This window comes from Bacillus sp. YC2, from assembly GCF_019891195.1.
Classification (GTDB): Bacteria; Bacillota; Bacilli; order Bacillales; family Bacillaceae; genus Bacillus.
The window spans coordinates 38,538-61,377 of record NZ_JAHXDO010000010.1 but is presented as its reverse complement, the minus strand read 5'-3'; the positions used below and the strand labels follow the sequence as shown (position 1 = coordinate 61,377).

General features: G+C 47.2%; 10 protein-coding genes. All 10 read left to right on the top strand.

Annotation, left to right across the window (positions count from 1 at the left end; all coding sequences use genetic code 11):
* The first annotated feature begins 9 nt into the window (after window positions 1–9).
* From KY305_RS15455 to KY305_RS15410, 10 genes are read left to right on the top strand one after another with little or no spacing between them, the layout of a single operon-like run.
* The gene (locus KY305_RS15455) at window positions 10–1,503 is read left to right on the top strand and encodes a serine hydrolase domain-containing protein (protein WP_223063299.1); all 1,494 of its coding nucleotides are present in this window, start codon (window positions 10–12) and stop codon (window positions 1,501–1,503) included.
* Window positions 1,493–2,476 carry a BtrH N-terminal domain-containing protein gene (locus KY305_RS15450; protein WP_223063298.1) on the top strand — a complete coding sequence of 328 codons (984 nt, stop codon included), beginning with the start codon at window positions 1,493–1,495 and terminating at the stop codon, window positions 2,474–2,476. Before KY305_RS15455 ends, KY305_RS15450 begins: the two co-directional genes overlap by 11 nt.
* On the top strand, window positions 2,473–3,171 hold the full coding sequence (locus tag KY305_RS15445; RefSeq protein WP_223063297.1) for a thioesterase II family protein: 699 nt from the start codon (window positions 2,473–2,475) through the stop codon (window positions 3,169–3,171). The genes KY305_RS15450 and KY305_RS15445 overlap by 4 nt, the downstream gene beginning before the upstream one ends.
* A gap of 1 nt (window position 3,172) precedes the next feature.
* The gene (locus KY305_RS15440; RefSeq protein WP_223063296.1) at window positions 3,173–4,027 is read left to right on the top strand and encodes a 3-hydroxyacyl-CoA dehydrogenase family protein; all 855 of its coding nucleotides are present in this window, start codon (window positions 3,173–3,175) and stop codon (window positions 4,025–4,027) included.
* Between the two features lie 12 nt (window positions 4,028–4,039).
* A complete protein-coding gene (locus KY305_RS15435) occupies window positions 4,040–5,092 on the top strand; it encodes an HAD-IIIC family phosphatase (RefSeq protein WP_223063295.1) in 1,053 nt (350 codons plus the stop codon).
* Between the two features lie 30 nt (window positions 5,093–5,122).
* Window positions 5,123–5,392, top strand: a complete 270-nt coding sequence (locus KY305_RS15430) for an acyl carrier protein (protein ID WP_223063294.1) — start codon at window positions 5,123–5,125, stop codon at window positions 5,390–5,392.
* Complete coding sequence (locus tag KY305_RS15425) at window positions 5,379–6,518, top strand: acyl-CoA dehydrogenase family protein (RefSeq protein WP_223063293.1); 1,140 nt, start codon at window positions 5,379–5,381, stop codon at window positions 6,516–6,518. The genes KY305_RS15430 and KY305_RS15425 overlap by 14 nt, the downstream gene beginning before the upstream one ends.
* A 19-nt stretch (window positions 6,519–6,537) precedes the next feature.
* Window positions 6,538–15,630, top strand: coding sequence for a non-ribosomal peptide synthetase/type I polyketide synthase (locus KY305_RS15420; protein ID WP_223063292.1), 9,093 nt, complete (start codon window positions 6,538–6,540; stop codon window positions 15,628–15,630).
* 19 nt (window positions 15,631–15,649) lie between these two features.
* Entirely contained in the window at window positions 15,650–18,304 is a 2,655-nt protein-coding gene (locus KY305_RS15415; RefSeq protein WP_223063291.1) for a non-ribosomal peptide synthetase, read from the top strand.
* Window positions 18,297–22,823, top strand: coding sequence for a type I polyketide synthase (locus KY305_RS15410; protein WP_223063290.1), 4,527 nt, complete (start codon window positions 18,297–18,299; stop codon window positions 22,821–22,823). The genes KY305_RS15415 and KY305_RS15410 overlap by 8 nt, the downstream gene beginning before the upstream one ends.
* The last annotated feature ends 17 nt before the right edge of the window (window positions 22,824–22,840 follow it).

Genomic DNA, 22,840 nt, shown 5'->3' with positions numbered 1-22,840 from the left:
CGGCCGATCATGAAATGCGGGCGGATTGTAAGTGTCATCATTTGTCTTTTCTTCATATATGGGGGAAAGATGGAGGCGCAGGCCTTGGATGTCGGAGGGCTTGATTCGAAGATCGAAAAACAGGCCGCCGAAAGCGGTATTCCGGGAATTGAAGTGGTGGCGGTCAAAGGGGGCCGGACGATCTACAGTAAAGGTTTCGGTTTTGCTGACAGAGAGAATAAACGTCCGGTTACAGACTCCGCGTTGTTTGAAATCGGCTCAACGTCAAAAGCTTTCACAGCATTCGGCGTGCTGCAGCTTGCCGAAAGCGGCAAAATTGATCTTCAGGATCCGGTCAGCCGGTACATAAAAGGCTTTTACGCTTTTTATCAAGGAAAGAAGCGGGAGATTACCGTTGAACAGCTGCTGCATCACACCAGCGGAATTCCGTTTTTGTCTATCGCCGGCATTGCGTCCGGAAAAGGAAAGGATGCTTTAAAGGAGACGGCCGAAAGCTTAATAGGATTTGAGCTCGCCCATAAACCGGGAACCGTATATGAATACGCCACCATTAATTACGACGTCCTTGGGTATATCATCGAAAAGGTTACAGGACAGTCGTATGAACAATATATAACCCGGCATGTATTGAAAAACCTCGGGTTAACAGGCTCTTATGCCGGCAGGCAGGCGGCTGAAGGCCATGCTGATTTATCGCGGGGGTATAAGATGGGTTTCTTTAAGGCGCGTCCATATGAAGCTCCCGTTTACAGAGGAAACACGCCCGCCGGTTATATCATGACAAACGGAAAAGACTTAGCCAAATGGCTTAAGATTCAGCTGAATCAGAAAGGAGGAGAGCAGACGGCACGGCTTATTGATATAAGCCATCAGCCAAACGAAAAGATCAAAACCGATGTACCGGATACCCGTTATGCATACGGCTGGTCCGTAATTGAAAAAGAAGGCCGGCCGAAAGAGATATTTCATGCCGGCTCCAATCCAAACTATTCTTCGTTTTTCATTATCAGCCCGGATACCGAAACAGCAGTAGGCGTGCTGGCCAATATGAACAGTGCGTATCCTGAACACATGGCAAGGACGGTCTTGCAGTTTATATCGGGACAAAAAAATCCGGAGACGGTGACCGATCCCTTTCAGGTGATTGATCGATTGTCTGCTGTTTTATCCGTGTCACTAAGTGCCGTGATTCTGTTCATGTTATACCGTTTTGGTAAGTGGAGAAGAAAGGTGAAAGCGGGAGAGAATACGGCGTTTCAATGGAAGAAAACAAAAGCGATGCTGTGGTTGCTTCTGCTGGTTTTCGGTCTTGTCCTGCCTGAAATTATAGCGATTACGGTCTTTAATGGACTGCCTTGGAAGATGGTATTCATCTGGGGGCCTTCTTCTCTTATTTACTTGGCGGCCGTCTATTATCTGCTGATCGTTCTGGTATGTGGATTCGGTTTGGCCAAATGCCTGTACCGTACTTTTACCCCGAGGAGTGAAACATATGACGTGTGAACATCGCATCTTTGGCATTGCGCCGTTTAACGAGCTGTTTTATCAGAGCTGTTTCTACAATTGTTATTTTGCGGCGGTCCGTTCGTTTAACAAAGAGCTGTATCCGTATCTTCTGAATGATATATACAGCTACCAAACGGATGATGATGGTTATCTTTCCGTCCGATGCACCTCCGTCCATGATCCTGAAAAGCTGATGAATCTTCAGGGAATATCCGCTGAAAAACAGCCGGTGAGTGAAGATATCATCGAAGATATCAAAAAGGATATAGACCGTCAAAAACCGATTATCATTTGGCTCGATACATTTTCACAGCCTTACAGGCCGGAATACATGACCAAGCACTACCGCAACTGCCTATTGGTTTTCGGCTACGACGAAACTGACCGCACGGCAGCTGTGTTAGAAAATCGTCATTTCGATAATCTTTCCTATGAAGTCAAGCATATTTCTTTTCATCACTTGACGAGGGCGTACAAAGGGTTTTACAGGTTTTTTACCCCTCCTCAGTCCTTTCATTCATATGCGTCTTTTTCTTATGAAGCCGAACGTGACAGAACCGGCTCGTGTATGTTTACAGATGCCGATTCTTATTTTGCCCTGCATGTGAACCAGCACCGGGACGAGCTGTTTTCCGGATTAGAGAGCTCCAGGAATTTTACGGAGCAATTCAGCAGTTTAGGAGATACGGAGAAGATGCTTCAAGCCTTTAACCGTATTATCCACGCCAAGCGGGTCGAACAATACAGGCTTTCTTATCTTTCGATGCGGGCAGATTTTGCAGATTTACTGGCCGATATCATCGAAGAATGGGAAACGGCACGTCACCAAACGGCTAAGCTGTTTTTCTCAGGACAATCAGACCCTGAATATCAGTCTCGTATCATTCAATCTTTGAAAAGGATTACAGAACTAGAAACGGTGCATTGTGAACGGCTTGCCGATTATTGCGCAAAGGAGCGGATCAGATGAAATTACTCTGCCTTCCCTATGCCGGAGGCTCCAGTACACTTTACAGCAGCTGGAGGAAGTATCTGGATCAATCAATTGAGCTTATCGCGCTGGAGCTTCCGGGGCACGGAACGAGAATGTCGGAGCCGCTGCTGAAAGATTCCGGCGCTGTTACAGAAGATCTTTATTTACAGGCGCAAACCCGCTTAGGCGATTCTGATTATGCTATTTTCGGGCACAGCATGGGTTCTTTGCTCGCCTATGAGCTGCAGAAAAAATTAACGGCGGCCGAAAGAGAACCTGTCCATTTGTTTTTTTCCGGCAGGTTTCCTCCGCACATCCCGGAGAAAAAAATGCTGCATCAGCTTTCTGATGCAACGCTGAAAGAAGCCATAATCCAGATGGGAGGTGTTCCTGAAGAATTCAGTAAAAACGAGCAGCTGCTTCATTTTTTCATTCCAATTTTAAGGGCGGATTTTCAGCTGCTTGAAACGTATAACATCACATCCGTAGAGCAGGTTCATTGCGATATCTCCATTTTTTACGGAAAACGTGATCTTCCGTCAGTGCTGTTTGATCTGAATGACTGGCACCAATATACAGACAGGCATTGCGGTTTTTACGAGTTTGAAGGAGATCATTTCTTTATTAATGAAGAGACTAAAGCAGTTACAGACAAAATCAATTATATTCTGAGTCGGACAGGAGTTGTGTGAAATGGGAGTGAAACATGCAGGTGTTATTGGCGGAGGCGTCATGGGATCGGATATGGCCCTTGATTTATCGGCAAACGGGTATGAAGCGACTGTCATTGATATTAATGAGGATAAGCTCGCCGCGGCAAAAGAAAATATAAAGAAAACATTCAGGCTGGTTCAATTAATGAGAAAAGGAAAAATCAGCAGTTCTCTCGATGAATTGCTCGGGCGTATTCATTTCAGTACACAGCTGAGTGATGTCCAGAATGCTGATATTATCATCGAAAATGTAACCGAGGACTGGGACATTAAGAAGAAGGTATACGAACAGTTGCGTGATATTTGCGGCAGGGAAACCATCTATTTTGTCAATACAAGCTGTATTTCGATTACAAAGGTCGCATCGCTTATGCATCATCCTGAGAATGTCATCGGTGCGCACTTTATGAACCCCGTGCCGCTGAAGGAGCTTGTAGAGGTAATCCGCGCGGACCAAACGTCTGAGCAAACGGTTGACGCAGCGGTGCAGTTCTTGAAATCATTCGGCAAAAATCCTGTCGTCGTGAATGACTTTTCCGGATTCGTTTCCAACCGGGTTTTGATGCTGACGATCAATGAAAGCATTTGGACAGTTCAAGATCAAGTAGCCGCTCCGTCCGATGTGGATAAAATTTTCCGCGGAGGCTTCGGGCATAAAATGGGTCCTCTCGCCACCGCCGATTTAATCGGCCTGGATACGATATTAAAATCGCTGCTCGTTTTGTATGAAAGCTACATGGATTCTAAATTCCGGCCTTGTCCGCTGCTGGTGAAAATGGTAGACGCCGGAAAACTCGGCAGAAAGTCCGGTCAAGGGTTTTTTCAATACAGCTAAGGAGGAAACAAGTTGAAAAAGAATGTGAAGTGTGTTGTCTGGGATTTAGACCATACGATGTGGGACGGTGTGCTGCTTGAATCTGATCATGTCAGGCTGAAAGATTCAGTGAAGGAAATACTGACGGAACTTGATGAGCGGGGCATCCTGCTGTCAATCGCAAGCAGAAATGACGAGAAAGCCGCCATGGCTAAATTAAAGGAATTTCAGATCGACCATTTCTTTTTATACCCTGAAATCAGCTGGAATGCAAAATCAGTGTCATTAGAAAAGATCAGCAAAAATTTAAACATCCATAAGGACACATTGCTTTTTATAGATGATCAGGTATTTGAAAGGGAAGAAGTCCAAGCTGTACATCCCGACATTGCCTGCTGGGATGCGTCCCGTTATAAAGAACTGCTTTCACACGAGCGGCTGAAGCCGGCCTTCATTACAGAGGATGCCAAGAGGCGGAGGCAGATGTATTTGGAAGATGATCGAAGAAAAGAGGATGAAGAGCGGTTTGAAGGGCCGTCAGAGCAGTTTCTCGCCTCGCTGAATATGAAATTTTCGATCACACACGCGGAAGAACGCGATTTGCAGCGCGCAGAAGAACTGACGGTCAGAACCAACCAGCTGAATGCGAGCGGTAAAACATACGATTATCAGGAGTTAGATTTTTTCCGGACATCTGATTCTCATTTGCTGCTCGTATGTGAGTTAGAGGATAAATACGGATCGTACGGCAAAATCGGCCTTTCTTTAATAGAAAAAAAGGGCAATGAATGGCACATCAAGCTTCTGTTAATGTCCTGCCGAGTCATGTCGCGCGGAGTCGGCACGATTTTGCTCGGAGCGATTTTAAACGAAGCGAAAAAGCAAAATAAAAAACTGTACGCAGATTTTAAGCAGACCGACCGAAACAGGGTCATGTATGTCACGTACAAGTTTGCAAACTTTAAAGAAGTCAAAAAAGAGGCGGATGGCAGTATCTTATTTGAAAATGACCTCACCCGCATTCAGCCGTATCCCGAATATGTGGATGTAAATGTCCAGATCACGCCTGCACCTGCCGGTAAATAAACCATTTTAAATAGTGAGGAGAATGACCCAATGAACCTGCATGAACAAATTAGAGCGTATATCGAAAATAATCTTGTCGTGTTTGATGATGAAATTGAATTATCCAATGATGATCACATCTTTGAAATGGGGTTTGTGAATTCATTGTTTGCGATGAAACTGGTGACGTTTCTAGAGCAGGAGTTCCAGCTGCAGCTCGATAATGACGATTTAGATATAGCGAATTTCAGCACGGTGAACCAGATTGTCAATTTAATAGAGAAAAAACAGACGGGGGCTTTTGCCAATGAAAACAGCTGAAAAGAAAGCTGATATCATACAAGGGTTTCTGAAATACTGCAATGAACACATCAGACCTTTAGCAGGAGAATTTGACGAAACGGAATGCATTCCCGGGCCGCTGATTAAGGACGCCGGCAGCAAAGGCTATTTTGCCGCCGGCATTCCCGAAGAATATGCCGGATTAGGTCTTAATCCAATTGAGTATGGATTATTTACTGAACAGGCGGGAAAGGCTTGCTGTAATTTCCGCACTTTGCTGACGGTCAATTCATTAGTCGGTGAAGCTCTCCTTCGGTATGGCACAGAAGCGCAGAAAGCGGAGTGGCTTATTCCGATAGGGGAAGGCGAAAAAATCGGGGCGTTTGCTTTATCAGAGCCTAATATCGGTTCAGATGCTAATCATGTAGAAACGTCTTATGAGAAGAAAGAAAATGGCTACGTCATCAATGGGAAGAAAAAGTGGATTTCATTTGGCGCCATTGCTGATTTTTTCATTGTTATCGCACGCAGGGAAGACGCGGTTACCGCTTTTCTCGTAAACAGCAGCCAGCCCGGAGTGTCTGTGAAAAAAATGAGCGGCATGATGGCAAATCGGGCTTCATATCTAGCCGAAATTGAATTTAATAATACGGAAGTGCGGGAAGAACAGGTTCTCGGCCCTGTAGGAGGCGGCTTCAATTATATTGTCAATTTGGCGTTAGATCACGGGAGATACAGTGTTGCATGGGCCGGCCTGGCGATTGCCCAGGAAGCCGTAGATTCGCTTGTCACCTATTCCAGAAAGAGAAGCCAATTCGGTGAAAAACTGTACAAGCACCAAATGGTGAAAGGGATGATCGGCGATGCCGTGACGCAGCTTCACGCAGCCCGGGCCCTTTGCATGAAGGCCGGTGAAATGCGGATGAATCAGGATCCGGATGCCGTGACGGAGACGTCTGTCGCCAAATACTTTACATCCAAAACAGCCGTCGAAGTGACAAACATAAATGTGCAGATTCACGGGGGGAGCGGTTTCAGCAAGGATCATTCAGCGGCCCGCCTGTACAGAGAAGCTAAAGTATTGGAGATTATTGAGGGAACATCTCAAATTCAGCAGCAGGTCATTGCGAATTACGGATTAAGGAAATATTTTGTCAAACAATAGGCAGGATGGAGATGATTCTGTGGGCGGTCAAACGAAAAAAATTGATAAGGCGGATATCGATAATATATTAGGATTAACCACCATACAGGAAGGCATGCTGTTCCATCATCTGATGGAGCCTGACGGAAGCACCTATTTTGAACAAATGCTGCTGCAAATCGACGGAATTCCGGATCGGCAGATGTTTGAAGAGGCTTGGAATCAGACTGTTCAGCATCACGAAATGCTTCGGACTTTATTCAGGTGGAAAGAAGTAGCCAAGCCGATTCAAATTATTTTGAAACGGCATCATACACAGGCCGCATATGAAGACCTGTCCGAGAACTGTGACCTATCATTGGAAAAGCTGAAAGAGAACTTGATTCATCGTGACAGACAAATGCCGTTTGATCTGCAGGAAGTGCCTTTCCGGGTGACTCTTTATAAGACGGGACAGCAATCAAGCTGGATGCTGATCAGCTTTCATCATATTTTAATGGATGGCTGGAGCATGGGCATTGTGCTTAAAGATTGGTTCGAGGCGTATCAATCCTTAACGAAAGGGGAAACGGCCGTTTTCCCGAACAAACCAGCCTACCAAACGTTTGTGAAATGGCAGCAGCATCATCAGAAAAAAACGAAAGCGGCCCAGGCTGCTTATTGGAAGCGGCTGCTGAAAGATTGGGAGCCGGCCCGGCTGCTTCCTTACAGCGAAAAAGCACTGAAGCCGAATAATGTCTTTTCCAGAATAGAAAGATCTTTGCCTGCGTCCGACGCCGAAGCGTTACATACATTCGCTTTACACAATGAAGTGACGACAGCTTCTGTCATATACGGTGTGTGGGGGATTCTTTTGAAACGATATTCAGATCAGGAAGATATTACGTTCGGAACGACGGTCTCAGGCAGAAATGCCGAAATCAATGGTATTGAGAATATGACTGGTTTATTTATCAACACCCTGCCGCTTCGTCTTCACGTCACTTCTGATGAAACGCCGCTTGATATCATCCGGCGCGTAAATGAACAGACGGCCCAAAGAAGCGGATTTGAGCAGACGCCGCTTTCTGAGCTGAAAACGTATGCCGGACTGACTGCCGAGCAGGCTTTATTTGACACAATCGTCGTAATTGAAAATTACCCGCTTGATCAAGAATTGAAGTCCGGAAGCCTGCCGCTTGGAATCAAAGGTTGTGACATGTTTGAACAGACGGAATTTGATCTGACATTAAGTGTACAGGCGTTTGATCAAAACCTTCATTTTTCTTTCATTTATAATCCTGATGTCATGCAGGCTGATCAAGTCGACAAGTTGGCAGAGCATTTTTGCACCCTGGTGGCGGAATCAGTCAGGCCGGTGCAGAAGCCGGCAGCAAAACTCGACATGCTGACTGAAGAGGAAAAGGCGTATCAGCTGCAAGGATTTTGCCGGTATACGGGCATCTCCGGCGATGACCAGCGGACTGTCATTGATCTATTTGAAGAACAGGCAGAAAAAACGCCTCATGCCATCGCGGCAGAATTTCGGTCAGAACAGCTTACTTACCAAGAACTTAATCGAAAAGTGAACCAGCTTGTCTATTCTCTGGAGAAGCGCGGAATTAAACCGCAGCAAAGAATCGGCATCCTGGCAGAGCATTCTGCGGAAATGGTCATTGCATGTCTGGCGGTCTTAAAATCCGGCAGCGTCTATGTGCCGATTGACCCTGATTATCCTCCGGAAAGAATTGAATACCTGCTGAGCGACAGCGGCGTCAACATGCTGCTGACTCATAACATTGAGGGGCTTACATACTCATACGGCGGCATGAAATTGGATATTACAGATGATGCGCTGTATCAAGGAAAGGACAGCAATCCCCGAAAACAAACTGATCCCGGACATATCGCTTATTGCATGTATACATCAGGAACGACGGGAAAGCCAAAAGGGGTGCTTGTGAAACATATCGGGCTTGAGAATTACATTACATGGGCCGCAGATCAATATGTGAGGGGAGAAAAGAGAGACTTTGCCCTTTATACGTCTCTCTCATTTGATTTGACGGTAACCTCTATTTTCACTCCGCTCATCACGGGGAATAAAATCATCATATATCAAAATCGGAATAAGCAGCTTCTTGCTGAACAGATTGTGAAAGACAATCGCGCGCATGTCATTAAATTAACGCCGTCTCATCTCCAGCTGATTTCCCACCTGGAATGCAAACAAAGCTCGGTCAAGTGTTTGATTTTAGGCGGAGAACAATTGGAAGCCTCGCTTGCTAAGAAAATCGAAGATAATTTCGGCGGTGATATTGAAATTTTCAATGAATACGGCCCGACAGAAACGGTCGTAGGCTGCATGATTCACAAGTATTCCTCAGCGCAGGATCATGGCGTGTATGTCCCGATCGGCCGGCCTGCAGCTCATACGGATATTTATGTGCTTGACTCGAACATGAACCTGATGCCTCAAGGTTCGGCGGGGGAATTATACATTGCGGGAAAAGGAGTGGCAAAAGGCTACTTAGGGAGAGAGTCCCTTACGAAAGAGCGCTTTGTTGATCACCCTTTTAAGCCGGGAGAAAAAATGTACAAAACGGGTGATGCTGCGCGCTTTCTGCCAGAAGGCACGATTCAGTTTTTAGGCCGAAATGACGACCAGGTCAAGCTGAGGGGCTACCGGATCGAAACGGGGGAAATTGAGCATTGGCTCTGCAAGCATCAGGACATTACGTCCGCGGCGGTTGCCGTAAAAAAAGACGCCTCACAAATGCCGTGTCTGGCTGCTTATCTTAAAACAGAACGGGATGTTGAGGAAAAGCAGCTTAGGGAATTTTTACGCCGCCATCTGCCTGAGTATATGATCCCATCTCATTTCGTAACTGTTTCTGAGATGCCGCTGACTGCCAACGGTAAGCTTAATAAAAGCGCCCTGCCTGATCTCACGGCTCAATCTGAAGTCAAGCGGGACATGAGGCTGCCGATGTCAGAGGCCGAAACGCTCGTGCTTGATGTGTGGAAACATGTACTTGGCAAAGAGAACATCTCCGCAGATGATAAGTTTTTCGAAATCGGCGGAAGCTCCCTGCATTTGATTCAGGTCAGCCAGCAGTTATCTAAGAAAACGGGAAAAGACATACCGATGGTCGAAATGTTCCGCCGTCCGACGGTTCACTCGATGGCTGCTTTCTTAACTGCAGAAATGGGAGCCCCAAAAGAAGAAGAGAAGCCGAAGGTGCCGCCTAAGCAAAATGCGGAAGCGGATGACCGGATAGCAATTATCGGCATGGCCGGGAAATTCCCCGGTGCGGAAAATATCGAGGAGTTTTGGAGCAACCTTAAAAACGGCAGGGAGTCAATTTCGTTTTTCTCTGATGAGGAACTGTTAGAAGCGGGGATTCAAGAACAAACATTCAAAAGGCCGGATTATGTGCGGGCCAAAGGAGTCATAGACGGCCCTGATCTGTTTGATGCCTCATTTTTCGGATATTCTCCTGGGCAGGCTGAGATGATGGATCCGCAAATTCGCCTGCTTCATGAATATGCATGGAAAGCGTTGGAGGATGCAGGGTGCGCCGCTGCCCACTATGAAGGAAAAATCGGCTTGTTTACGGGTACAACATCCAATTTTCAGTGGATACAGCATTTCACTGATTCGTTAGACGGCAGGATGTCCGAACTATTTGAAGTCGGTTCTCTCAATGATATTTATACCGTCAGCACCAGAGTTGCCCACAAATTAAATTTAAAAGGACCGGCGATTACATTACAGACGGCGTGTTCAACTTCATTAGTGGCTCTTCATCTGGCGTGTAAATCTGTATTAAACGGGGAATCCGATATTGCGCTGGCGGGAGGAGCCTCCATTCTTCATCCGGTGAAATCCGGTTACGTCTATCAGGAAAATATGGTGAAATCGCCTGACGGCCATTGCCGCGCTTTTGATAAAGACGCGAAGGGAACTGTCGGGGGAGACGGAGTGGGATTTGTTGCAGTTAAGTCGTTAAGCCACGCATTGGCTGACGGCGACCAAATTTATGCCGTCGTGAAAGGATCAGCGATTAACAATGACGGCAGCCAAAAAGTCGGATTTAACGCACCGAGTGTCGAAGGCCAGACAGAGGTTGTGAAAGATGCGATCCGGAATGCAGGGGTTGACCCGGAAACAATCAGTTATGTGGAAGCCCACGGCTCAGGAACGTCACTTGGAGATCCGATTGAGATTGAAGCGCTGACTAAAGCATTTCAAACAGAAAAAACGGGATTTTGCCGAATCGGATCAGTTAAAACCAATATTGGGCATCTCGATGCGGCAGCCGGAGCGGCCGGTCTCATTAAAACCGTTCTTTCCCTTAAGCATAAGCAATATGTGCCAAGTCTCCACTATAAAGAGGCGAATCCGAACATTGATTTTGAAAACAGCCCTTTCTTTGTCAGTGATGAATCGTGTGAATGGGAAAAAGCCAGCACACCGAGGCGCGCGGGAGTCAGCTCTTTTGGGATGGGCGGCACAAATGCCCATGTCATTTTAGAGGAAGCGCCGGACAATCGGAAGGAAGAACGACCCCGCACATATCAATTATTTCCTCTATCAGCGAAAACAATGAACGGACTGGAAAAGACCAGACAGCGTTTACTGCAAAAGCTGAGCGTCCAATCAGATCTTTGTGCAGCTGATACTGCGTATACCCTGCAGACAGGCAGACAGCATTTTGATTACAGACAAATGTTTGTCGCAAGCGATCGGAATGATGCAGTGCGTCTCCTGTCGCAACCGCAGGGGAGGGGGATCAGCCGGATTTCACACGTCCGGGAGAAGCAGGCGAAAAAACTGATTTTTATGTTTACGGGACAGGGCAGCCAGTACGTGAATATGGGACTGGATTTATATCGAGAAGAACCTTATTTCAAGGAAACGATGGATCGCTGTTTCCAAGCATTCTTTGATTTAACCGGCGAGAAGCTCGAAGACATTCTTTATCCTGACCAGGAGCATGAAGAGCAAGCCGCCAAAAAGCTCCAGGAAAACAAATATTCGCAGCCGGCGATTTTTACGATTGAATACGCGCTGTCATTGCTCCTGATCAAGTGGGGCCTGCGTCCGTGGGCGATGATCGGCTACAGCTTCGGAGAGGTAACGTCAGCGGCTGTGTCTGGGGTTTTCTCCCTGCAAGACGCGATCAAATTGATTAGTTTACGGGGAAAAGCCATGCATGAAGCGCCGCCGGGAGTCATGCTGAGCGTGCCTGTACCGGAAGAGCGGCTGAACGAAATACTGCCGGAAAACTTATCTCTTGCGGTGGTCAATGACGCATCGTGTATCGTATCGGGACTTGAGCCGGATATTGCCGCTTTTGAACAGCAATTAAAATCACAAAAAATGCTCACCATGAGAGTGAAAGGAACAACCGCGGCCCACTCTCATATCATGGCTCAAGCTGCTGTAATGTTCGGGGAGACGGCTCAGCACCTTTCCTATCATAAACCGGGCATTCCGTTTTTCTCCAACCTGACAGGAGAGTGGATGACAGAGGAAGATGCCGCTGATTACCGCTATTGGATGCGGCACATGACTGAAACCGTCCGTTTTGCCCAAGGAATCGAAACGTTATCTAAGCAGGAGAGTGCGATATTTATTGAAATCGGTCCCGGCCAGGATTTGAGTGTGCTGGTCAAAAGGTCGATTAAGGCTGAAATGGGTCAGCATGCGTGCAATGTATTGAGACACAGCCGCCAGCAGATGTCGGATGTGCAGTTTCTGCTCGGCAAAATCGGCACGCTGTGGATGTACGGAGCGGCTGTCGATTGGAACAGCTTCCATGAGGGCAGAAGCCCTGGAAAAGTATCGCTGCCGCACTATCCTTTTGAGAAAGAATCATTTTGGCATTCAAACAAACCGGGCGCTGCCGGGAGAAAAGAGCAGCCTGAGGGCGGCAAGCTTCCGCTCAAGGAATGGTTTTATATGCCGCAATGGAAACAAGAGATTCTTCCGTTCAGCGGGAAGCATGATGTGTCTGATGAGGGAGTGCTCATTTTTATGGAAGACACGCATTTCTCTCATAAACTTGCGGATGAATTGAGGGCATCCCATGCTTCCTGCACGATCGTGCAAAAAGGCGGGTATTTTCACCACGGGAAAAAAGGGGAGTACACCATCTGTTCGGCCGCGGCGGAGCATTATGATATGCTGTTGGACTCTCTTGAAAAAGAGCAGATTCATATCAGTCGGATTGTGCATCTGTGGGGATTGGCGGAAACAACAGTTGATCTGTCAGAGCGGATCCGGCAGATAAAAAATGATTGCTATTATTCATTGCTTTATTTAGGCCAGGCTTTAAAAAAGAAAGCCGCAGGCAGAGAGACTGCTATTTTTGTATTGTCCTCCCTTGCGTACCAAACAGGCGCGGAAGAAGCGCTTTACCCTGAAAAGGCCGTTCATATGGGACCGGCTATGGTCATATCACAGGAAACGCCTTTTCTCCGCTACAGAATTATTGATATAGACCGCCAGAACCCGGATTCATGGAAAGAAGATAAGCAGATCCGGGTGATATTATCAGAGCTTTATAGAGAAACAGGCAGCGTGCTGACGGTTTACAGAGATCAAAAGAGATTTATCCGTCATTATTCACGGACTGACATTCCTCATGAATCACCGCAGGAACTCATTCGGCAAAACGGGGTGTACGTGATTGTCGGCGGTCTCGGATTTATCGGGTTAAACGCGGCCAAATCCCTTGCGGAAAAGACGAAAGGGAAGCTGGTTTTAACAAGCCGGTCAGACCTGCCTGCAAGAAGTGAATGGAAAGCATGGCTTCAAGACCATTCGGAAGATCATCACATATCAAGAAAAATAGCCGCGATCATGGAAATGGAAGCTGCGGGAGCAGAAGTGATGACTGCCGCTTGTGACGCGGCAAGCGAAGAAGACATGGCGGAATTAATTGAGAAGACGGAATCCGGATACGGGAAAATCAACGGTGTCATCTATGCCGCCGGAATCACGGGAGAACACTCATTCAGCATGATGGATAAGACGGATCAAACCTTCTCTGAACAGCATTTTCGTTCAAAAATGGATGGCGTTGTCATGCTGGAGAAAGTATTGGGAGATCGTCCGCTTGATTTTTGCTTCCTGCTGTCATCCCTATCACCGATCCTGGGCGGATTGGGCTTTACAGCCTATACTGCTGTCAATCAATTTGTTGATGGGTTCGTCTCCAAACACAATTCGCGCCATCCGGTATCATGGACGGCACTGAATTTGGACGGTTGGGAATTTGCGGGCGGCAGCAAACCGAATATTCCGGTCGGCGGGAACCTGGAACACACCTTAATCCGTGCCGGCGAAGGAAGAGACGTATTTGAACGAATCTTCACGTTTTCACACACTGATCAAATCATCGTTTCGGCTACTGACCTGAATGCGCGCATAGAGAAATACGTCAACCGGCTGCAAACTTCTAATGATGACACCGTGCAAACAGAAGATATTCAGCTGTACGGCCGACCCGAGCTGTCGGCGGAATATGCAGAGCCTCAGACAGAAATGGAAAAAGAATTGCTGGCTCATTGGCAGGCGTTTTTCAAAATTGACCAAATCGGCATAGATGACGATTTCTTTGAAATGGGCGGAGATTCGTTAAAAGCGATTTCCTTTATTTCTGTCATCCATCAAGCCTTCGATGTCGAAATAGCGCTTCCGGATTTCTTTAATATTCCGACCATCAGGCAAATGAGTGAATATATCAGCGGGGCGGATAAGAAAGTATACCAAAAAATAAAAAAAGCAGAAAAGCGTCCGTACTACCCGCTTTCCTCAGCTCAAAAGAGACTTTATCTCGTTCAGCAATTTGATAAAAGCAGTACGGGGTATAACGAATTCACCGCAGGGAGAATTTCCGGCAATCTGAACATGAAACAGGTTGAAGAGACGTTCCGCAAACTGATTTCGCGCCATGAAAGTTTAAGGACCTTTTTCGCCGTCAAAGACGGCACGCCTGTTCAATTCATTGCTGAGCATGCGGATTTTCAGGCTGACTTTTATGACCTGTCGCATCTTGAAGAACCGGATGCGGATGAACAAAAAGAAGTCATTCGCAGTTTTTTAAAACCGTTTGAGCTGGACAAGGCCCCTTTAATGAGAGTCGGTGTCATGAAGCTTAAAGAAAAGGAATACGTCTTGATGCTTGATATGCACCATATCATTTCAGACGGATTGTCACAGGATATTCTCGTCAGCGAATTTATGGAGTTGTATGACGGAAAGCAATTGGCTCCGTTAGAGCTGCAATTTAAGGACTTCTCTGAGTGGCAGAATGACTTGCTGCAATCAGCTCAATTACAGGAAGTCAAAGAATATTGGCTGAAACGGCTGAACGGCATGAAAGAGCTGAATCTGCCCTCAGATTATGACAGGCCGGATATCAAGAGCTTTGCCGGCGCACATTATCACTTTCGCATCGGCGCTGAGGAGCTTGCGGCCTTTAAAAAAATCATAGCAGAAGAAGACGCGACGTTATTTATGGGGTTATTGTCCGTCTATCAGATTCTGCTTCACAAGCTTAGCGGACAATCAGATATTGTTGTCGGCGTTCCCGTTGCGGGCCGAAGACAAGAGGAGCTGCAGCGGATCATCGGGATTTTCGTTAATATGCTCCCGCTGCGTTTCTATCCGGAGAAAGACATGTCGTTCAATCAATTTCTGAACCATGTCAAACAGCTTGTGATTGAAGATTTTGCCCATCAGGATTATCAATATGAACATATGGTGCAGGATCTCAAGCTGGAACGGAGCCTGAGCAGAAATCTGCTTTTTGACACGGTGTTTGCTTTGCAGAATCTCCAGCAGCCGTCGTTAGAGGTGGGCGGAATTAAATTGACGGACTATGAGTATGAAACTGCCGTCTCCCGCTTTGATCTGCTGTGGATTGCTTATGAAACGGAGAACGGACTTTCTTCAGTCATTGAATACAGTACCGAACTGTTCTCAAGGGAGACTGTAGAAAGCATTGTCACTGGTGTGAAAGAGGTGTTTGCCTCGGTAATAGCAGATAAGCACACCGCTCTGAAAGATATAACACTTTCTTCCGGCGCTGAGGATCTAGAAGAGGTGTCATTGCTGGAATTAGATGACTTGAAAATCTAGCAGAAATAGGTGACTGAACATGAATCAAACCGATGTCTTTCATTTGAAAACAGCCGCTTCTGAAAAGGAAAAGGAGCGGCAATATTGGACGGGCATGCTGTCAGATATAGAGACCGATTGCCGCTTCCCCTCTTTCTTTCGGCATGCTGAGGGGAAGAAAGAAGAGGCTTCATTGGCATTTTCATTTACGCCTGAGTTGAACAAGGCCGTTTTAAAGGCATCCGGAGAATCAGATTTACGCATGTTTATCATTTTAATGGCTGCGGCTTTTGCTTTACTGCACCGCTACAGCGGGAAAAACGGGCTTTTGGCTGCAGCTCCCGTTTTAAAGCAGGCTAACAAACAGACGGCGATCAATGATCTGCTTCCTTTGAAGCTGGAGCTGAAATCTTCTGTACATTTTCGGGACTGCCTTCAGTTTGTCAAAACGGCTTTTCAGGAAGCTCATGCTCATCAAAATTATCCAGTAAAGCTTGTGATCAATGAATGTTACCCGCAGAAAGCTGCCAATCAGCCGTTCGGTTTGGGCGCAGCGCTGGAAAATCTCCACGGCCCGCCTGCATATGGGGAGATGATGAGCGATCTGTTCTTTTCGTTTCATCATGAAGAAGGTAAATTGAGCGGAAAGCTAATCTGGAATGAAGAATATTACAACTTTGAAGCTGCTGAACAACTGGCAAGACATTTCTGTATGCTTGCTGAACAGGCGTTAGCCGATCCGGAAAAGCCCATTTCTGATTTAGTGCTTCTGTCAAATGAAGAACGTAAACAGATTACAGCCGTTTTTAACGAAACGGAAATGCCTTACCCGAAAGAAAAGTCAATCATTGACCTTTTTCAGCAGAAGGCCGCAGTTCATCCTGACCGGAAGGCAGCGGTGTATGAAAATAAATGCTATACGTATCGGGAACTGGATGAGCTGTCAGACCGGATTGGCGAAGCATTGAGGAAAAAAGGCGTAAATAAAGAGGAGCCTATCGGGCTGATGATTCAGAGGTCTGCAGACATGGTCATTGCCATTCTCGGCATCCTGAAAGCCGGATGCCCTTATTTGCCGATTGACGTCCATCTTCCGCCTGACAGGGTCCGCTATATGCTTGAGAACAGCGGCTCCCGCTTCGTTATTGCCAATCAAGGAAGCGGCGTACAAACGGAAAATCAGCACGTTGTCTTTCTGGAACAGCTGTTACGTGAACCGGCAGATGCGGAGCAAACATCTGGCCATTTCCCTTCGGCAGGTGATCTCGCATATGTGCTGTACACGTCGGGAACGACTGGCAAACCTAAGGGTGTGATGGTGGAACACCGTCAAGTGGTAAATTTAGTTTATGGTATCGGCAGCAGACATTTCGGCGGGATTTCTCACGACAATCTTCATGTTGCGATGCTTGCTTCCCATATCTTTGATGCGTCGGTGCAGACCATGTTCCCGGCACTGCTGTTGGGGCACACGCTATTTATCGCTCCGGATCTTGTCCGAATGGATGGAAGCCGGATATGGTCTTTCTTTGAAGAAAACAGCATTCATATCTCAGACGCGACCCCATCTCATTTGCGCCTTATGGTAAAAGCGGTTTCTGGGGGGCAACCGCATCGTGTAAAAGATCTGAAATTGGTGTTAGCGGGCGGAGAGGTGCTGACGCCGCAGCTTGTCCGGCAGTTTTTAGAGACATTTAGTGAAAACAAGCCGGTGCTGACCAATAATTACGGGCCGACAGAATGTGCCGTGCAATCTGCTGCTTTTACCGTTCCGGATGACTGGAGTGAACCGGTTATTCCAATCGGAAGACCGATGCCGAACGAACAAATCTTTATTCTCGATCCGACCGGGCATCCGGTGCCGATTGGAGTATACGGAGAATTATGCATTGGCGGTGACGGGGTAGCGAGAGGGTATATTCACCAGCCTGAGCTGACTTCGCAAAAATTCAGAGTGTCAGCCGGTGTTTCTGATAAGCGGCTTTACCACACAGGAGATTTAGCAAGATGGCGCGCGGACGGGTTCATTGAGTTTTTAGGCAGGGATGATCAGCAAGTCAAAATCAGAGGCTTTCGAATTGAGCTTGAAGAAATTAAGAAAGCGCTGCTGACCTATGAGGAAACCATCCGTGATGCGGTGATTGTGCCTGTTAAAAAAGGAAATGACGAATACTTATGCGCCTATCTGATATCTGACCAGGAGCCTGACCCGAAAAACATACGGGAGTTTTTAGCGGTTAAGCTGCCAAATTATATGATTCCGAGAAGGTTTATAAAGATAGACGCGTTTCCGTTAAATGTATCAGGAAAACTCGATTATCAATCACTGCCCGATCCGTCGGACAAACCGGAAACCGGACCACCGGGCGTTAAAGCGCATAATGAAACCGAGAGAAAAATAATCTCTATTTTTGCCGAAGTGCTGAATATTCCGGAATCCGGCATCAGCCCCAAGGATAACTTTTTTGATATCGGCGGAAGCTCGTTTCATATCGTTGAAATCTCAAACAAAATCAAAGATGTATTTGATCAAGAGCTCTCGGTTGTCCAGCTGTTCCAATACACCACGGCGGCTGCAATCGCTGCCCGGCTCGACGAGGGCTTAAAGCCTCAGCAGCCTGCAGAAGATTCTGGAGAGGAAGCTGAAGATTTAGAAAATATCGCTCAACTGTTAGGCGGGATGATGAATGACTAAACAAACGGGCCTTGAAATAGCCGTTATCGGCATGGCATGCCGTTTCCCGGGTGCAGGCAATATTAATGAATTCTGGGAAAATATCAAATCCGGAAAAGAATCCATAACGTTTTTTACGGAAGAAGAGCTGGCTGAAGCCGGTGTCCGAAAGGAGCTTCTGAAGCACAAAGATTACGTCCGGGCCAAAGGGAAAGTGGATCAACACGACCGCTTTGATGCTGCATTTTTCGGGTATACACAGCGGGAAGCGGAAGTGATGGACCCGCAGATGCGGATGTTTCATGAAGTGGCCTGGGAATCTCTCGAAAATGCTGGCTGCAACCCGGAAGACTACCCGGATTCGATCGGATTGTTCGGCGCTGCATCCGCCAATCTGTACTGGCAGGCGGACTCAATGCTCCGCCGCAACAACAGCTCCTCTGAACAATTCGCAGCCATTCAATTAACGGATAAAGACTTTATGAATACACAAATCTCCTACAAATTAAATTTAAGAGGGCCGAGTGTCGCGGTTGATACGGCTTGCTCGTCATCTCTCGCGGCTGTGCACCTTGCCTCGCGTTCGCTGCTCACCGGAGACTGCAAAATGGCATTAGCCGGCGGCGTGACAATCACATGCCCGCACAAAAAGGGCTATATGTATCAAGAAGGCATGATAATGTCGCCTGACGGACACTGCCGCGCTTTTGATGCGGAGGCGAATGGGACAGTAGGCGGTGAAGGCTGCGGTGTCGTCGTCCTGAAAACTTTGAAGCAAGCGCTGAAAGATAATGATCACATTTACGCGGTCATTAAAGGCTCTGCTTACAACAATGACGGCAGCCGGAAAATCGGCTATACCGCACCGAGCATCGAAGGGCAGGCAGAAGTGATCAGAAAAGCGCTGAAAATCGGCCGTACAGAGCCGGAAAGCATTTCTTACATTGAAGCGCACGGAACGGGAACGGCACTTGGGGACCCTGTTGAAATTGAGGCGCTCATGCAAGCTTTTCAGACAGAAAAGAGGCAATTTTGCGGCATCGGTTCAGTAAAAACGAATATCGGCCATCTGGACTCAGCCGCGGGCATTGCCGGGTTTATTAAAACAGCGCTCAGTCTGCATGCTAAAATGCTGCCGCCGAGCCTTCATTTTCAAAATCCGAATCCGAAAATCAATTTTGAAGACAGCCCTTTCTATGTCTGTACTTCTGCAGAAAAATGGTCCTGCAATGAAGTGATGAGGGCAGGAGTCAGCTCATTCGGAATCGGCGGCACAAATGTCCACGTTGTCATGGAGGAGCCGCCTCAAAAGCAGACTGATAACAAAAGTGAAGATGATTCTTTAATGATTGTCTCTGCAAGATCGGAGGCTGCCTGTACAGCTGCGGCTGAACAACTCAAACAGTTTATTCACAGCAGTCCGTGGGTCTCCCTCAAGGATATGTCCCACACATTGGAAACGGGACGCAAAGCCTTCTCGTACCGCCAGACTTTTGTCGCCGGGCCGTTAGGAATAACAAGTGCCGATTCTAAACCTGTCATTGCGCTGGAGCACCCCGCTGCGGTTTTTATGTTTTCCGGCCAAGGCTCCCAATACGTCAATATGGGCCGAGAGCTGTATGACACCGAACCTGCATTCCGAAACGAATTGGACCGCTGCTTCGCTTTGCTGCAAAAAACAGCGGGGATACAAATAAAAAATATCATGTATCCGAACAATGAAACGGAGCTTGCGGCATCAGAACGGTACATCAATCAAACATCATATACACAGCCGATCTTATTCAGCCTCGGGTATGCGCTTGCCGTCTTTTTAATGAAAAAGGGGATCAAGCCCCAATATATGATCGGGCACAGTATCGGTGAACTGACAGCCGCCTGTTTAGCAGGTGTGTTCGAGCTGGAAGATGCGCTGCATATTGCGGCAATGAGAGGCCGCTATATGCAGGAGATGCCTGAAGGGAAAATGCTTAGCGCCGCCGTATCAGCCGAAGAAGCGGTGCGGCTCATGCCGCCGGGAATCGAGCTCTCCGCGGTGAACAGTTCCGAACTATCGGTCGTATCCGGAAAAACAGAATTGGTCGATGCGTTTGCGGCGGAGCTTCAATCGAAAGGCATTGCTGCACAGACACTCAAAACATCCCATGCGTTTCATTCAAGCATGATGGAGGAAGCGGCCGCCCGTTTTGCCGAGAGTCTCGGTACATTCAAATTCAAGAACCCCGTGATCCCTTTTATCTCAAATGTATCAGGCAATTGGATAACAAATGATGAGGCGTCCGATCCGCAATATTGGGCATCACAAATTACGCATAAAGTCGATTTCCGTTCGGGCCTCGATACACTGTTGAATATGGGGCAGGCGGTATTCATTGAAATCGGTCCCGGCCATACACTTTCTCAGTTTATAAGAAAGCATGAGAAATTTACGCTCCGCCGGCACGCCTCGGTTAATACCATCAGGCACCCGAAGGAAGTTTCATCTGACCGGGTGTATTTTTTACACCGGCTGGGCCGGATGTGGTCGCATGGCGTCAAAGTAAACTGGGACGAGTACCGCGGTAATGAAGAATGCAAAAAAGTACCGCTGCCGACATACCCGTTTGAGCATCAAATATTTCCTGACCCGCGTCCTTCTTTTGACATGGAAGAAAAGGTGAAGATGGAATTGGGGATGAGCGGTACAGAAGAAGATAAACAGCTCCCTTTCCATAATTGGTTTTCCATTCCTTCGTGGGAAAGGACTGAACCGGCCGTTAAACAAAGACGTCACCACGGAAAAAACATACTGGTATTTGAGCAATCGGGACATCTCAGCCGCTTCATTAAACAGCAGCATGCAGACGTTATCTCAGTAATACCGGGTGAAACATTTTCAGAGCCTGAACCAAACAAATTTACCTTAAATCGATATGAAGCAGGTCATCTTGGGATGCTGCTTGATGAAGTTGAACAGCGGGGATTCGTTCCGGATGAAGTCATTTATATGTGCACAGATACTTGTGACGGTGAAGGTGAACCCGCAACAGCCGCTTACATGCCGCTTCTTGAGCTGGTCAGACAGCTTCACCGCATCGGCGGCCGGCCGGTAAAATTAACGGCCGTAACAGATCAGGGCCATGATGTAACCGGCATGGAGAAATTGCGGCCCCATCAGGCAGCTGTTGCCGGCGTATGTCTGACCATCCCGCAAGAGTATAAACAAATAACATGTAAAGTCATCGATCTCTGTCTCAGTCCGAATGAGGATCAGCCCGAATGGCCAGCCTTTATTTCATATGAGTTAGAGTGCGGGGAACACGAGCCTATCGTCGCATACCGCGGAAAAAGCAGATGGGTGCGCAAAGTAAAACCTGCGGCTGTGCCAAAAGGATATAACGAATCGGAGAAACTGAGGAATCAGGGCGTGTATGTCATTACGGGCGGTCTTGGCGGTATCGGCCTCTCCTTGGCTGCATATTTGGCCGAAACAGTGAAGGCGAAACTTATCCTGATAACCCGTTCTGACATTCCCGACAGAAGCGAATGGCCTGAGAAAGCAGAAAAAGAAACACTTTATGGCAAAAAGATAAAAGCATTGTTAAAACTTGAAGATCTTGGCGCCCAAATATCAGTCCAAACAGCCGATGCCGCTGATGAAACAGAGCTGCGGCAGGCGATAAAGCGGGCTGAAGCTCAATTCGGACCTGAAATTCACGGTGTCATTCACGCTGCCGGCATCCCTGATGGTAAAGTCATTCAGGCAAGAACCCTGGAAGATGAGATGCGGGTGGCAAGAGCCAAAATAACGGGCAGCATCGTACTGAGAAAAGTTTTACAGCATCAAAAGCCGGATTTCTTTCTGCTTTGTTCCTCACTGGTCTCATTTTTAGGTGCGGGCGGTCAGGTCGGTTATGCAGCGGCAAACGCCTTTATGGACAGCTTCAGTTATGCGTGCAGAAATGAAGGTGACAATATGATCGCCGTCAACTGGGATCGCTGGGATCAGGTCGGCATGTCCCATCAGTCAGAGACGGCAAACGCCATTTCACATCTAGCAAAAGAAAGTGAACTCTATGAAGGCATCACGCCGGAACAAGGCGCAAAGGTATTTGCACAGGCGCTGCAATTGGATTATCCGCAAGTGCTGATCTCCGTAACGGACGTCAATAAGCGGATCAAAAACAGCATTTCTGCCGCTGATGAACAGCAAAATGAGGAAAATCTGACAGAAGAGCAACTAGAGAATATGGAAGAAAAATTAATGGACATTTTCAAAGAATATTTTCATTCACAGCAAACGGACGCAAATGAAAATTTCTTCGAACTGGGCGCTTCCTCGCTCGATTTACTGCAGATCAGCGGAAAAATTAAAACAACGCTGGGTCTTGAGATACCTGTGGTGATGATGTACAGCCATCCGACAGTTGCAGCATTGGTCCAAGCGGTAAAAGCCAAACAAAACGGTGAAGAAACAAGCCGGAAAGAGACGGAGTCCAGCAGAAAAAAAGCTTTAGACGAAGGAAAAATTCGTCGTAAACAGCGCATGAGACGAAAATAATGGGGAGGCTGATTTCC

Coding starts and splice junctions, on each gene's coding strand:
- KY305_RS15415 (WP_223063291.1), top strand. CDS start 15,650: ATGAATCAAACCGATGTCTTTCATTTGAAAACAGCCGCTTCTGAAAAG.
- KY305_RS15430 (WP_223063294.1), top strand. CDS start 5,123: ATGAACCTGCATGAACAAATTAGAGCGTATATCGAAAATAATCTTGTC.
- KY305_RS15425 (WP_223063293.1), top strand. CDS start 5,379: ATGAAAACAGCTGAAAAGAAAGCTGATATCATACAAGGGTTTCTGAAA.
- KY305_RS15410 (WP_223063290.1), top strand. CDS start 18,297: ATGACTAAACAAACGGGCCTTGAAATAGCCGTTATCGGCATGGCATGC.
- KY305_RS15445 (WP_223063297.1), top strand. CDS start 2,473: ATGAAATTACTCTGCCTTCCCTATGCCGGAGGCTCCAGTACACTTTAC.
- KY305_RS15450 (WP_223063298.1), top strand. CDS start 1,493: ATGACGTGTGAACATCGCATCTTTGGCATTGCGCCGTTTAACGAGCTG.
- KY305_RS15455 (WP_223063299.1), top strand. CDS start 10: ATGAAATGCGGGCGGATTGTAAGTGTCATCATTTGTCTTTTCTTCATA.
- KY305_RS15440 (WP_223063296.1), top strand. CDS start 3,173: ATGGGAGTGAAACATGCAGGTGTTATTGGCGGAGGCGTCATGGGATCG.